A 12986-nucleotide genomic window follows, 5' to 3' on the forward strand; every position below is an offset into this window, starting at 1 on the left:
GTTATTTGGGGGCGCCGATTTGCTCGGCCCCAAACCAGACGCCCTTGCCCAGTTGCTGCTTCAGGGTTTCAATAAACAGCCGTCGACCCTCTTGAACAGCCGGCGAGTGCGAGCGGGATTCGTTTTCGAACAGAGCCCAGGTCAGGTATAGCCCTTTCAGGGGTGCCCAGCAAATGTCGTCTGAGGCGTGGTCATATACCGCGCAAGCCGGCACAACCGTCAGCCCCGCCCCTTGGCGGGCCAGTGCCATGCACAGCCTTAGCGTATCGGTTTCGATGGCGACACTGCTTTTGATGCCTTTGCGCGCCAGGGTGTTTTCCAGATAGGTGCGCAACGCATTGGGTCGGCCAGGCATCACCAGCTTTTGCTGGTCAAGGGTTTGAATGCCTACCGCTGTTGAGGCGTTGAAGCCGCTGCCGGCTTTGCCCACCACGACCAGGGGTTCGCGCAGCAGCACCGTTTGGCGATAGCCATTAGGCGGCGCTTGTTCGAAGGGGACGGCGGCGAGGTCGATAGCACCTGCCAGCAGTTGGTCGCGCAATATATGACTGACGTTTTCGTAAACTTTGAGCGATACATTAGGGCAGTCGCGCAGTAGTGTGGGCAGGTAGGTTGATGTAAATACACTGTGCCACGAGGGCGGGATGCCTACGGCAAGCTGGCCCGCGGCACGCTCGCCGACTTGCGCCTTAATAATTGAAAATTGCCGAAGCAGGGGGCGGACGCGATCGGACAACAGCTTGCCGGCGTCGGTGAGCTTGACGCCCCCTTGCGACCGGATGAAGAGCTGGACCTGCATTTCGTGTTCAAGGGCGGCGATTTGCCGTGACAAAGCGGGTTGCGACAGGTGCAGATCAACGGCCGCACGGTTAATGCTGCCCAGTTCGGCCACCCTTAAAAAGCACTCAAGTACACGGGAATCCATTCACGCCACATTATGCAAATAACGACTAACAATTATAGGTTATCTGCATTATTCAGATAATTGCGCTGTCTCTAAACTGTGTTCAACAAGAATGCTCAGGAGACAGGTGTGAAGATTCGTATTGTGGGCGGTGGCCCGGCCGGGTTGTTTTATGCATACCTCATGAAACGCGACGACCCTGCACACGACATCGTCTTATACGAGCGTGATCCGCAAGATGCGACCTACGGTTGGGGTGTGGTGTTTTCCGATGTGGCCCTGTCATTTGTCAAAGATATCGCGCCTGAACTTTACGACGCCATCACCGAAAACCAAGAAGTTTTTGACGAAATGGCGGTGGTGCACCAGAATGTGCTTGTGCCTTTGGCGCACAATACCTTTCATCGCACCAGTCGCATCGATTTGCTCAAGGCCTTGCACAAACACTGCCTGTCCGTCGGCGTTGACATTCAGTTCAATCAAAAATTCGATGATGTCACCCAGTTTGTCGATGCCGACCTGGTGGTTGCTGCCGACGGCGCCAATAGCGCTATTCGTACGCGTTATGCGGCGCATTTTCAGCCCGAGCTCGATGTTCGCCCCAATTACCTGGCCTGGTATGGCACAACCCAGCTGTTCGATGCCTTGTCGCTTATTTTCCGTCAGTGCAACGATGGCTTGCTGATTGCCCACACCTATCGGTACAGCCGCACCTTAAGCACCTTTCTGGTCGAGTGCGACCCCGAAACCTTTCACAAAGCCGGGCTCGACACAATGTCAGAAGCCGAGAGCCTGGCGTACTGCGAAAAGGTGTTCGCGCCAGACCTTGCCGGTCATAAGTTGTTGTCGAATAAGTCGCAATGGTTTCGTTACACCATCGTTAAAAACAAAAACTGGTTCTACAAAAATATCGTTTTGCTTGGTGATGCCTTGCGCACAGGCCATCCCTCGGTGGGTTCGGGTACGCGGCTGGCCATGCAAGACTCCATCGCCCTGTTCGAGGCCTACAAGGCGTGCGGCTCCAATGTGTCGGCCATGCTCGAAGACTTCGTGCAGCGTCGTAAACCCAGCGCCGACGCGCTTCAGCGTGCAGCGATCAAAAGTACCGAATGGTACGAAAACCTGGGTCCGAAGTTGTCGCTTGACCCTATCTCGTTCGCCTACGACTACGTCACCCGCAGTGGCCGGGTGTCGCACGACGATGTGCGTCAGCGCGATCCTGACCTGGCGGCCAAATACGAGGCCTTGCATCCAGACTGGGCCGACAACGCTGCACGTCGCGACAGCTAGGGCGCCTGCTTAGTCGGTTCACGCCGCCGGGTTGAGCCCATTTTCCTACTTATTCAATCTGCCCAAAGGACACCATGAGTCATGTGATCTACACCCCGCCAGACCAGGTTCGGTCAGTTGCCGTTCTGGGTACCGGCTCTGTCGGCGCCAGCTGGATCGCCTTGTTTCTGGCCCACGACCTTGACGTTATTGCTTTCGACCCGTCTACCCAGGCGGCCGAACGCGTCAAGGCCTTTGTGACTGACGCCTGGCCTGCGCTGCGCGAATTGGGGCGAACCGGGCTTGAAAGCCCACCGCTCGAACGCCTGAGTTTTGCGGCAACGCCCGCCGAAGCGGCCCGGCAGGCCGATGTCATTCAGGAAAATTGTCCCGAACATCTTGACGTCAAGTTGGCTTTATTGGCCGAAGTAGATGCCGCCGCCGAACCTCAAAAAATTATTTTGTCGAGCACGGGCGGTATTCCGCCGACGGCCATGCAGCAAGCGTGCAAGCATCCCGAGCGTCTGGTTGTGTTGCATCCGTTCAACCCTACGCACCTGATCCCTCTGGTCGAAGTTGTCGGCGGCGAAAAAACGTCACAAGCCGTGCTTGATTGGGCGATGGACTTTGCTCGGCTTCTTCACAAGCAACCCATTTTGCTGCATGCCGAGGCCAGTGGCCACATGACCAACCGGTTGCAGTTTGCGCTGGTGCGCGAAGCCGTGGCGTGTCTGGTCGAGGGCATTGCCAGTGCCAAAGATATCGACGCGGCGGTGCGCTATGGCCTGGGGCCGCGCTGGGCCTTGATGGGCAGCCTTTTAACTTTGCATCTGGCCGGCGGCCCTGGCGGTATGCAAGGCATCCTCGACCATACCGCCAAAGCCATACAAGAATGGTGGACGCCAAAGATAACACCGGTGCTGACCCCTGAGGTCATTGCGAAGTTGGTCGAGGCTGCGCAAGAAGTTTCAAAAGGCGAGCCAGTGCAAGACTGGGTGAATTGGCGCGACCGTGGTTTGGTCGATGTGCTCAAGCTCCAGGAAAAGCTTGGGGCTTAAGCAGCGTGTTTTGGCGCGACGCAGGCTTTGGGCTTTTGTCGCCAATTGAATCAATCGAATAGCCGTAGCAGGAACAAAATGAGAGAACCCATGACGTGGCCCATGCCATTACCCGAATGCTTGTCGGTCACCCTGGACGGCACCATTGCCGTGCTGACCCTGAATCGCGCCCATAAGCGTAATGCCCTGTGCGACGAACTGGTGCTGGGCATGCAAACGTTCTTTTCCAGTATTCCCACATCGGTTCAGGGCGTGGTGGTGCACGGGGCCGGCGACGACTTCTGTGCAGGCCTCGATCTAAACGAACTGAAAGAAACCTCGGTGGCCGAAAGTTTCGACACCTCCATTATTGGCCAGCGGCTGAACGACACCGTTCAGTTTTGCAAGGTGCCGGTCATTTCGGTGCTGCATGGTGCGGTAATCGGGGGCGGCCTCGAGTTCGCGGCATCGACGCATATTCGGGTTGCCGAGAAAAATGCGTATTACGCGTTACCGGAAGGTACGCGCGGCATCTTTCTGGGTTCGGGTGGTTCGGTGCGCCTGCCCCGGCTGGTTGGCGCTGCGACCGTTATCGACATGATGTTGTCCGGGCGCGTCTACGAGGCCGAAGAGGCCCATCATATCTTGCGGCTGTCGCAATACCTGGTTGAGCCTGGCGAGGGTCTGAAGAAAGGAATAGAACTGGCCAAACGTATTGCCAAGAACGCGCCGCTGGCCAACTTTGCCATTATCCAGTCCATTCCGCGTATTTCCGAACAAGACCCGCAAACCGGGTTGTTTACCGAAATGTTGATGGTGGGTATTGCGCAGGGCGACGACGAAGCCAAGCAGCGGTTGCGTGACTTTCTTGAGCGCAAGGCCAACAAGGTACAACGGGCCACACAGCCTTAGGGCGACTCAGCCACTCCACCCGTATCAAAACATACCAACAGAGAGACAAGATCATGGGTACTACTGCGTTAAGAGCCGATTTTAGCCGCGACGCACTCGAGGCCGAAGCCGCCGAGTTCCGTTCATATATTGCCCGGTGGGTTGACGAACGTCTGGTGCCGCAGGCCGAGGCGATCGATCACGAGGCTGAATTTTCTCATGCCTTGTTCAAAGAGCTGGGCGAATTGGGATATTACGGGGTGATGTACCCCGAATCGGTAGGTGGCAGCGGGCTGAAGTATCCCTATACCTGTTTCACGATTCTGTGCGAAGAGCTGGCGCGCGGCTCGATGAGCTTCGCGGCCGGTGTTTGTATGCAAGGTTCTACGGCCACCCACACCATTTTTCAGTGGGGTAACGAAAGCCTGCACGACAAGTATTTGAAGCCTGCATTGCAGGGTGACAAGGTGGCCGCGTTTGCCATTACCGAACCTAACTCGGGGTCTGACGCGGCGTCGCTGCGGACACGCGCCACCCGGGTCGATGGCGGTTACATACTGAACGGCACCAAAATGTTTACCAGCAACGGTACTGTGGCTGATTTCATTACGGTGGTGGCTACTACTGACCCGACCAAGGGGCTCAAAGGTCTCGATCTGTTTTTGGTTGACACCACCAGCCCTGGGTTTTCGGTGGGGCGCAAGCTCGACAAGTTTTCGGTACGAAGTTCCGACACGGGCGAGTTGGTTTTCGAGAACGTCTTTGTTCCCGACGACCATTATTTGAATAACGGTTCGGGCAGCAGCTTTTTAAATGCGTACAAATCGTTGACGGTCGACCGGATCTTTACCGCGGCCCTGGCGCTGGGCGGCGGGCAGGCAGCCTATAACGCCGCACTGCAATATGCCAAAGAGCGCGAGCAGTTCGGGCAACCCATAGGTAAATTTCAGGCAGTTCAGTTCAGGCTGGTCGATATGCTGGCCAAACTTGAGCAAGCCCGCTTGTATACCTACCACGCAGCTGCCTTGGCCGACCAGAACGCCTCTATAACTACCGAAGCTGCAATTGCAAAAATTGTAGCGGCCGAGGGTTGTCACGAAGTGTGCGAAATGGCCATGTCGGTATATGGTGGCTATGGTTTGATGAATGAGTATCCGGCCCAGCGTTTTTTGCGCGATTCGTACTTTCCCATGATTGGCGGCGGTACCGGAGACATCATGCGGCTCATCGTTTCAAGACAACTGGGCTTTTAGGCCCAACATTTAAAAAGCTGCAAGACAAGCAGTACACCTATTAAAACAGCAGTAAACCTTTTAACGACTTACATAAACTGCAGGAGACATGCAATGAAAAAGACTTTTATCGCGTTCGCATTGGCCGCCATGGTGCCCGCGTCGGCAGTCATGGCCAACGAAATTACCGTGGGCCTGATCGTGGGTGAAACCGGCCCGGGCGCTTCGCTGGGCATTCCGTACAAAAGTACGTTTAATATGGTTCCCGATACCCTGGGTGGCTTGAAAGCCCGTTACATCATGCTGGACGACGCCACCGACACAACGCTGGCGACCAAGCAGGCGCGCAAACTTATCCAAGAAGACAAGGTCGACCTGATTTTCGGCTCGGGCAACGTGCCTACCGCCGTTGCGGTATCCGAGGTCACCAACGAAGCCAAAGTGCCTCAAATTGCCTTAACGCCTACGCCGCTCAAGCCCGACACCAGCCCATGGACATTTTCCATTCCGCAGCCCATGAACATTATGTCGGTGCCGGTGGTGCGTCATATGCAGGCCAACGGCGTGAAAAAAGTCGGCTTCATCGGCTTTACCGACTCTTGGGGCGATCTGGTCATTAACGGATTCAAGAACGTGCCGGGCAACGACATCCAAATCGTTGCCGAAGAACGCTACGCTCGTAACGACACCAGCGTCGCTGGCCAAATCTTGAAGATTCTTGCCGCCAAGCCCGACGCCGTGCTTATTGGCGGTTCGGGTACGCCGGCTGCGTTGCCCCATACCGCCCTGCGCGAGCGCGGCTATAAGGGCCCTATTTATCACAACCCAGCGGTCATCAATAAAGACTTCCTGCGTGTGGGGGGCAAAGCCGTCGAGGGTGGCTATGCCACTACTGGTCCGGTCATCATCGCCGAGCAGCTTGACGACAGCAACCCAATCAAAAAGGTTGCGCTCGATTTCCGTCAACGCTACGAAGACAAATACGGCAAGGGTAGCGTCAGTGCATTTGCGGCGTATTCGTGGGATGCCTACCTGATTGGCGATCAGGCTGTTCGTGAAGCGGCCAAGAAAGCCAAGCCGGGTACACAAGAGTTCCGCGCTGCTATTCGCGACGCACTCGAGTCTGGCAAGGAAGTTGTCGGCGTGCACGGCGTTTACAAAATGACGCCTAAAGATCACACCGGCGTCGACGAGCGTGCTGCTGCACTGGTTCAGGTCAATAACGGTGGCTGGAAACTGATCAACGTTAAGTAAGCGGCGGTCAGTATTACCGTTTTACTCTTTTAAAAAAGGCCCAAGAATCGGAGCTTCCGTTTCTTGGGCCTTTTGTACTATTTGCGCTGGGCAGGTTTGTTCATACAGGGCTGCATGATTGCACCCAGCTAAGCTACTACAGCACGTAGCGCGCCAAATCCTCTTTACTGGCGGTCTCTTGCAGTTTTTCGTTTACGAAGGCGGCGTCTATCGTTACCGTTTTTCCGCTATTGGCCGGCGCATCAAACGACAAGTCTTCCAGCAGTTTTTCCATGACGGTATATAGCCGGCGCGCACCAATGTTTTCGGTGCGCTCGTTTACGTCAAACGCCAGTTCGGCCAGGCGTTGTACGCCTTCGTCGGTGAACTCAAGGGCGACTTCTTCAGTAGCCAGCAGTGCCGTGTACTGTTTGGTGAGCGATGCATCGGTGTCGCACAAAATGCGTACGAAGTCTTGAGCGGTCAGCGAGTCAAGCTCTACCCGAATAGGGAAACGGCCCTGGAGTTCGGGGATGAGGTCAGACGGGCGCGACAGATGGAAGGCGCCGGAAGCGATGAATAGAATGTGATCGGTACGCACAACGCCGTACTTGGTGTTAACCGACGTGCCCTCTACCAGAGGTAGCAGGTCGCGCTGGACACCCTGACGGGAGACATCGCCAGCCGATTGTTCCTGGCGTGTCGTGATTTTGTCGATTTCATCCAGAAAGACAATACCGTTTTGTTCGGCATTGGTTACCGCTGTGGTGCGTAGCTCTTCTTCATTGATGCGCTTGGCAGCTTCTTCTTCGGTAATAAGCTTGAATGCTTCTTTTACCGTCATTTTGCGGGTTTTCTTTTTTTCGCGTCCTAACCCTGCGAACATGCCTTTAAGCTGCTCGGTCATTTCTTCCATGCCGGGCGGCGCCATGATTTCCATCTGTGGCATGGCTTGTTGCACTTCAATTTCGATTTCCAGATCGTCGATCTGGCCTTCGCGCAGGCGCTTGCGGAAGGTTTGCCGGGCCGAGTTTTCTTCGCGAACGGGCTCACCCTGCGCGTTGCGCGGTGGCGAAATCAGCACATCAAGAATGCGGTCTTCGGCGGCGTCTTCGGCCTGTGTGCGCACCCGACGCATTTCCTGTTCGCGGGTTTGTTTGATCGAGACTTCGATCAAGTCGCGAATAATGGTGTCAACGTCACGGCCGACATAACCCACCTCTGTGAATTTGGTGGCTTCGACCTTGATGAAGGGCGCATTGGCTAGTTTGGCCAGGCGGCGGGCAATTTCGGTTTTGCCGACGCCGGTCGGCCCGATCATCAAAATGTTCTTAGGGACGATTTCGGTGCGCAAGGGCTGAGGCACTTGCTGGCGTCGCCAGCGGTTGCGCAGCGCAACGGCGACGGATCTTTTGGCCTTGTTCTGGCCAACAATGTGTTTGTCGAGCTCAGAGACGATTTCGCCGGGGGTCATGTTGAGGGCGGACATAATGTTTCTCTTAAAGCGTTTCGATGACGTGGTTCTGGTTTGTGTAAATACACAAATCGCCCGCGATCTCGAGTGATTTCTTGACGATGTCTGCAGGAGGCAGGTCGGTATTCTTGAGCAAGGCCAGCGCCGCAGATTGGGCATAAGCGCCGCCTGAGCCGATGGCGGCCAAACCGTATTCGGGTTCAAGCACGTCGCCGTTGCCGCTTAGTATCAACGAATGGTCGGCATCGGCCACAATCAGCATGGCCTCAAGGCGACGCAAGACTCGGTCGGTACGCCAGTCGCGGGTGAGTTCGACGGCAGCGCGCATCAGGTTACCTTGGTGCTTTTCAAGTTTGCCCTCAAAGCGCTCTTGCAGAGTGAAAGCATCGGCGGTCGCGCCCGCAAAGCCTGCCAGTACGCGGTCGTGATACAGACGTCTGATTTTGCGTGCCGTGCCCTTGAAAACGATGTTGCCCAGGGTAACCTGGCCGTCGCCGCCGATGGCAACTTGGTTGCCCCGACGAACGCAAATAATGGTTGTAGCGTGAAATTGTTCCATGGATTTTCCCCTTGATTCGACTAAATGGGGGCAGGGGGCCAGAGTTCAAGCGGCTACAGGTTACGAGGCGTTTCTGTATTGACGTGGCCCCTGGCGCGCTGTGGCCACCACTGCGATAGGCAAAAAAAAGCCATCGCGGCTGCGATGGCTAATGATACAGAAGTGTGCCGGCCCGGCTTTGATACCGTTTGCGCTAACTGTAAAAAAGCGAGGTTGTCGGCGTGGCGCGTGAATCAGTCGCCGTAGAGCTTTTGACGCATTTCACGGCGCTCTTGAGCTTCGAGCGACAAGGTAGCGGTGGGGCGGGCCAACAAGCGGGGAATGCCGATGGGCTCGCCGGTTTCTTCGCACCAGCCGTAGGTACCGTTTTCAATCAGCGTCAGTGACTGTTGAACTTTCTTGAGCAATTTGCGCTCGCGGTCACGCGTGCGCAGTTCGAGGGCATGCTCTTCTTCGATAGTCGCGCGATCGGCAGGGTCGGGTACAAACTGCGTTTCGCGCAGGTGTTCGGTGGTGATGTCGGCGTTGGTAAGAATTTCTTGCTCGAGCTGCTTTAGCCGATGCTTGAAGAAGGCCAGTTGAGCCTCGTTCATGTAGTCAGACTCGGGCATGGCCAAGAGCTCTTTTTCGGTGAGCAACTTGGTTTGAGCTTCTTCTTTGGTGGTGGCTGACTTCGTGGCCATGGTGTACCCCTAAAAATGAAACGTCGAAACTGACGGTCAGGCAAGACAGTTATCGAGACCCTGACGGAAAATATCCTCAGGGAGCTTGCGCCCGATGAATACCATTTTGGTATTGGGCTTTTCGTTGGCGAGCCAGGCTTTGCCAGGTTCGGCACCCATCATCATGTGCACGCCCTGGAACAGCATGCGTCGATTGATGCCTTTGATGAAAAGAATACCTTTGTAGCGCAGGAGGTCGGGCCCGTAGACTTGCACAATACCGCCCAGGAATTCTTCAAGGCGTTCGGGGTCGAAGGCTTTGTTCGAGCGGTAGACGAAGGCGCCGATGTCGTCGTTGTGATGTGCGTGATGGTGCCCGTGGTGGTGGCCATGACCATGGTCATGATCGTGGTCGTGATGGCAGTGCTCGTCGCACGCATGGTCGTGGCCATGGTCGTGGTCGTGTGCTGCGTCGGGGTGATCGGCCGCCAGGAAGTCGGGGTCGATATCCAGAATCGTGTTCAGGTTGAACCCGCTGATATCGAGGACTTCGCGGATGTCGGCTTCGCCGAAGTGTACCGGCTTGATTGGTGCGCGTGGGTTGATGCGGACAATGCGCGCGCGCAGCGTCTGATATTCGTCTTCGGTGACCAGGTCTTTTTTCGAGACCAGGATGCGGTCGGCAAACCCTACCTGCTTTTGCGCCTCTTCTTGCTGGTCGAGCGTGTCCATGCCATGTTTGGCGTCGACAACCGTAATTACGGCGTCAAGACGGTAGTAGTCGGCGATGTCGTCGTCCATGAAGAACGTTTGGCATACCGGGCCAGGGTTGGCCATGCCTGTTGTTTCGAGCACGATGCGGTCGAATTTAATGTCGCCGGCTTCGCGTTTGGTGCGCAGCTCGTTCAGGGTGCGTTGCAGGTCGCCACGCACCGTGCAGCATACACAGCCATTGCTGAGTTCGATGATCTGTTCGTCGCTTTCCTGGACCAGCAGCTCGTTATCGATGCTTTCGGGTCCGAATTCGTTTTCGATGACGGCAATGCGCTGGCCGTGGTTTTCGGACAGCACACGCTTGAGCAAAGTGGTTTTGCCGGCACCCAGAAACCCGGTAAGAATGGTGACGGGCACCATTTTGTCGATTTTTACTGCGGTATTCATCTGTAAAGCTCACAAGGCGCGGCCTGAATATTTGCAAAGCGCTTGCGAAGCGACTACGACTTTATTCTGTACCGCGCGGAAAAATAATCAACGTGCGATTACATCACAGCACGAGCGGAAGAGCAAACTTTTGTGTTAGTCGTTGTATTTAAAAGAAAAAACGATGCTTCGGGTAACTACTGATGGGCGTGTTTGTGGGCCGCTTTTTCAGCGGCTGGATGCGCATGTGTTTTTTGGTGGCACGGGTTGCACAGCGCCCTTAACTCAGTTTCGTGGTGGTCGAGTACGAACCCGGCGCCTGCCACTTTTTGGGCAAGCTGGCGATGCAGTACCGGATCGCTGAATTCGGCGACGGCACCGCATTCGGTGCAAATGACCAAAATGTCATGAGGGTCGCCTGCGGCATCCATGCAAGCAGCCCACGCGTTAACGGCATCAAGCCGGTGGATCAGGCCTTCTGCAATAAGAAAGTCGAGCGCTCGATAAACCGTGGGGGGCGCCGCGCCAGGTTGTACTTCGCGGATTTCTTCGAGCAGCTCGTAAGCCTTTACGCTGCGCTGACGGCGCAACAGGATTTCTAGCACTTTGCGACGAATGGGCGTCAGGCGCCGCCCTCGCTGGTTGCAGAGGGTTTCGGCGGTGTCGAGTTGCGCGGAAATTTGCGCGGCAGGTGTAGTGGCTTTGCGTGGCATAGTATGAGTTGGCCGCAGTATGTTATAACATAACCCTTCTGGCCAAGTGGTTCTTCCTGTCCCTCATTATGTCTGTTTTCTCGCGCGCTGTGCGCAAACATGGCGTTTATCGCGGCTCGGCAATTTTGTTGTCTGGCCTAGACCGCCTGTGGCGCGTTGCCCTGGTTGTGCTTGCGCTTTGGGCACTGACCGGTTGGGCCATGCAGTGGTGGTAGCGCCGTGACCTCGCCTGTTATTGAACTGGACCACGTTTCCCTGGGTTGGCGAGATCGTATTGCCGTGCGCGACGTTACGGGCGCATTCGAGCGAGGGTCGTTGACCGCTTTGGTGGGGCCGAACGGCGCCGGAAAATCCACGCTGGTCAAAGGCATCTCGGGGGTATTGAGCCCGGTGCGCGGTACGATCCGGCTGGCCGCCAACGTTGACGGCAAGGTGGCCTGCTTGCCGCAGGTTGGCGATCTCGACAAAACGTTTCCCATCTCTGTTTACGACCTTGTGGCGATGGGTGCGTGGCGCAGGGTGGGGTGGTGGCGCCGGGTATCGTTGGCCGAGCACGAGCGTGTGCAGCACGCGCTTGAAACCGTTGGGCTGGCCGATTTTGGCCGTCGCATTATTGGGACGCTGTCGGGCGGGCAGTTGCAGCGGGCGTTGTTCGCTCGTCTTATGTTGCACGACGCCCAGGTGCTGATTCTCGACGAGCCGTTTGCTGCCGTCGATGCCCACACGACCGAAGACCTGCTGGCGCTGCTGCACCAATGGAACATCGAGGGGCGTACGGTAATCGCCGTATTGCACGATCTCGATATGGTGCGATCATTGTTTCCGAAGAGTCTGTTGCTGGCCGGGCAGGTAGTGGGTTGGGGCGACACAAATCAGGTGCTGACGCCCGAGAACCTGCATCTGGCGCGTCATTTGTGTGCGGGAGACTACCTGTGAACGGGTTGTTCGAGGTTTTGGTCTCGCCCTTTATCGAGTTTGCTTTTATGCGACGTGCGCTGGCGGGGTCGTTTTCGCTGGCCTTTGCCGCCGGCCCGCTGGGTGTGTTTCTTATTTTGCGACGTGTCAGTCTCATGGCCGACGCGATGGCGCACGCGATTCTGCCCGGCGTTGCGGTAGGCTTCATGGTCGCTGGCTTGTCGTTGTGGGCGATGGCATTAGGGGGCGTGGTGACGGGTTTGGTAGTGGCGGGGTTGGCCGGATTGGTGTCCAGGTTAACGCCGCAGCGTGAAGATGCCAGCTTTGCTGCGTTTCACCTGGTGTCGCTGGGTTTGGGTGTGTTGCTGGTCTCATTGCGAGGCTCGAACATGGACTTGATTCATGTCCTGTTTGGCAGCGTGCTTGGGCTGGATGACAATGCCCTGCTCCTGGTCACTGCAACGGCCAGCGTGACACTGATCGTGTTGGCTTTGATTTTTCGGGCTTTAGTCGCCGAATGTATGGATCCCGGCTTTTTGCGTGCTGAGCGCGGACATGGCTCGATCAGTTATCTGGTGTTTTTGTTTCTGCTTGTACTGACGCTGGTGTCGGGGTTTCAGGTATTGGGCACGTTAATGGTCGTAGGCATCATGATGCTGCCGGCGGCTGCGTCCCGTTTCTGGGTCAGGTCGGTCGGCGCGCAAATGATTTTTTCCGGGTGCGTGGGCGCTGCGTCCGCGTATGTTGGCTTGCTTGTTTCGTATTACGTCAATGTGCCTGCTTCTGCGGCCATTATTCTTTCGGCGGGCCTGTTTTACTTTGTGTCGCTGTGCGCCGGGCCGCAAGGGGGGCTATTGCAGGCCGCCCGTCAGGCACGGGCGCGTCGTCGGCATATGGCGTCGATTCCCAGTTAGGTTAAGTGATGAGGATGGTTATGTTTTCAAATGGTGGCGCGGT

The 12986-nt window shown here is 56.3% G+C and carries 14 protein-coding genes; 8 read left to right on the forward strand and 6 right to left on the reverse strand.

Annotated elements, in window-relative coordinates; genetic code table 11:
- Position 1: 1 nt before the first annotated feature.
- On the reverse strand, positions 2-925 hold the full coding sequence (locus CHR62_RS06120) for a LysR family transcriptional regulator (RefSeq protein WP_093970964.1): 924 nt from the start codon (positions 923-925) through the stop codon (positions 2-4).
- Positions 926-1033: 108 nt separating this feature from the next.
- Here CHR62_RS06120 and CHR62_RS06125 point away from each other — a divergent pair, with 108 nt between their 5' ends.
- The 5 genes from CHR62_RS06125 to CHR62_RS06145 all read left to right on the forward strand — a co-directional run bounded on the left by CHR62_RS06125 (position 1034) and on the right by CHR62_RS06145 (position 6587).
- Positions 1034-2194, forward strand: a complete 1161-nt coding sequence (locus CHR62_RS06125) for an FAD-dependent monooxygenase (protein ID WP_123660361.1) — start codon at positions 1034-1036, stop codon at positions 2192-2194.
- Between the two features lie 74 nt (positions 2195-2268).
- Positions 2269-3231, forward strand: a complete 963-nt coding sequence (locus CHR62_RS06130) for a 3-hydroxyacyl-CoA dehydrogenase NAD-binding domain-containing protein (RefSeq protein ID WP_123660362.1) — start codon at positions 2269-2271, stop codon at positions 3229-3231.
- Between the two features lie 90 nt (positions 3232-3321).
- A complete protein-coding gene (locus tag CHR62_RS06135; protein WP_233574891.1) occupies positions 3322-4122 on the forward strand; it encodes a crotonase/enoyl-CoA hydratase family protein in 801 nt (266 codons plus the stop codon).
- 53 nt (positions 4123-4175) lie between these two features.
- A complete protein-coding gene (locus CHR62_RS06140; RefSeq protein WP_093970968.1) occupies positions 4176-5354 on the forward strand; it encodes an acyl-CoA dehydrogenase family protein in 1179 nt (392 codons plus the stop codon).
- Positions 5355-5447: 93 nt separating this feature from the next.
- Positions 5448-6587 (forward strand): ABC transporter substrate-binding protein, encoded by a 1140-nt coding sequence (locus tag CHR62_RS06145; RefSeq protein WP_093970969.1) that lies wholly within the window; start codon positions 5448-5450, stop codon positions 6585-6587.
- Between the two features lie 136 nt (positions 6588-6723).
- Here the strand turns inward: CHR62_RS06145 and hslU are convergent, their stop codons facing one another.
- The 5 genes from hslU to CHR62_RS06170 all read right to left on the reverse strand — a co-directional run bounded on the left by hslU (position 6724) and on the right by CHR62_RS06170 (position 11114).
- On the reverse strand, positions 6724-8055 hold the full coding sequence (gene hslU, locus CHR62_RS06150; protein WP_093970970.1) for an ATP-dependent protease ATPase subunit HslU: 1332 nt from the start codon (positions 8053-8055) through the stop codon (positions 6724-6726).
- A gap of 10 nt (positions 8056-8065) precedes the next feature.
- Positions 8066-8599 (reverse strand): ATP-dependent protease subunit HslV, encoded by a 534-nt coding sequence (gene hslV / locus CHR62_RS06155; RefSeq protein ID WP_093970971.1) that lies wholly within the window; start codon positions 8597-8599, stop codon positions 8066-8068.
- A gap of 233 nt (positions 8600-8832) precedes the next feature.
- On the reverse strand, positions 8833-9282 hold the full coding sequence (gene dksA, locus CHR62_RS06160) for an RNA polymerase-binding protein DksA (protein ID WP_093970972.1): 450 nt from the start codon (positions 9280-9282) through the stop codon (positions 8833-8835).
- A 36-nt stretch (positions 9283-9318) separates the two neighbouring features.
- Complete coding sequence (locus CHR62_RS06165; protein WP_123660364.1) at positions 9319-10422, reverse strand: GTP-binding protein; 1104 nt, start codon at positions 10420-10422, stop codon at positions 9319-9321.
- Positions 10423-10598: 176 nt separating this feature from the next.
- On the reverse strand, positions 10599-11114 hold the full coding sequence (locus CHR62_RS06170) for a Fur family transcriptional regulator (protein WP_093970974.1): 516 nt from the start codon (positions 11112-11114) through the stop codon (positions 10599-10601).
- A 68-nt stretch (positions 11115-11182) separates the two neighbouring features.
- Here CHR62_RS06170 and CHR62_RS15585 point away from each other — a divergent pair, with 68 nt between their 5' ends.
- From CHR62_RS15585 to CHR62_RS06180, 3 genes are read left to right on the forward strand one after another with little or no spacing between them, the layout of a single operon-like run.
- Entirely contained in the window at positions 11183-11329 is a 147-nt protein-coding gene (locus CHR62_RS15585; RefSeq protein ID WP_158214034.1) for a hypothetical protein, read from the forward strand.
- Between the two features lie 4 nt (positions 11330-11333).
- Complete coding sequence (locus CHR62_RS06175) at positions 11334-12050, forward strand: metal ABC transporter ATP-binding protein (RefSeq protein WP_123660365.1); 717 nt, start codon at positions 11334-11336, stop codon at positions 12048-12050.
- A gap of 47 nt (positions 12051-12097) precedes the next feature.
- Positions 12098-12943: a metal ABC transporter permease gene (locus CHR62_RS06180; protein ID WP_093971019.1), complete on the forward strand. Its 846-nt coding sequence runs from the start codon at positions 12098-12100 to the stop codon at positions 12941-12943.
- Positions 12944-12986 lie beyond the last annotated feature (43 nt).

Source organism: Pusillimonas sp. NJUB218, from assembly GCF_003788685.1.
Lineage (GTDB): Bacteria > Pseudomonadota > Gammaproteobacteria > Burkholderiales > Burkholderiaceae_B > Neopusillimonas.

What these genes read in the sequence shown, in the direction of transcription:
- CHR62_RS06120 (WP_093970964.1), bottom strand. Translation starts at nt 925, where the DNA reads ATGGATTCCCGTGTACTTGAGTGCTTTTTAAGGGTGGCCGAACTGGGC.
- CHR62_RS06130 (WP_123660362.1), top strand. Translation starts at nt 2,269, where the DNA reads ATGAGTCATGTGATCTACACCCCGCCAGACCAGGTTCGGTCAGTTGCC.
- CHR62_RS06135 (WP_233574891.1), top strand. Translation starts at nt 3,322, where the DNA reads ATGACGTGGCCCATGCCATTACCCGAATGCTTGTCGGTCACCCTGGAC.
- CHR62_RS06140 (WP_093970968.1), top strand. Translation starts at nt 4,176, where the DNA reads ATGGGTACTACTGCGTTAAGAGCCGATTTTAGCCGCGACGCACTCGAG.
- CHR62_RS06145 (WP_093970969.1), top strand. Translation starts at nt 5,448, where the DNA reads ATGAAAAAGACTTTTATCGCGTTCGCATTGGCCGCCATGGTGCCCGCG.
- hslU (WP_093970970.1), bottom strand. Translation starts at nt 8,055, where the DNA reads ATGTCCGCCCTCAACATGACCCCCGGCGAAATCGTCTCTGAGCTCGAC.
- hslV (WP_093970971.1), bottom strand. Translation starts at nt 8,599, where the DNA reads ATGGAACAATTTCACGCTACAACCATTATTTGCGTTCGTCGGGGCAAC.
- dksA (WP_093970972.1), bottom strand. Translation starts at nt 9,282, where the DNA reads ATGGCCACGAAGTCAGCCACCACCAAAGAAGAAGCTCAAACCAAGTTG.
- CHR62_RS06165 (WP_123660364.1), bottom strand. Translation starts at nt 10,422, where the DNA reads ATGAATACCGCAGTAAAAATCGACAAAATGGTGCCCGTCACCATTCTT.
- CHR62_RS06170 (WP_093970974.1), bottom strand. Translation starts at nt 11,114, where the DNA reads ATGCCACGCAAAGCCACTACACCTGCCGCGCAAATTTCCGCGCAACTC.
- CHR62_RS15585 (WP_158214034.1), top strand. Translation starts at nt 11,183, where the DNA reads ATGTCTGTTTTCTCGCGCGCTGTGCGCAAACATGGCGTTTATCGCGGC.
- CHR62_RS06180 (WP_093971019.1), top strand. Translation starts at nt 12,098, where the DNA reads ATGCGACGTGCGCTGGCGGGGTCGTTTTCGCTGGCCTTTGCCGCCGGC.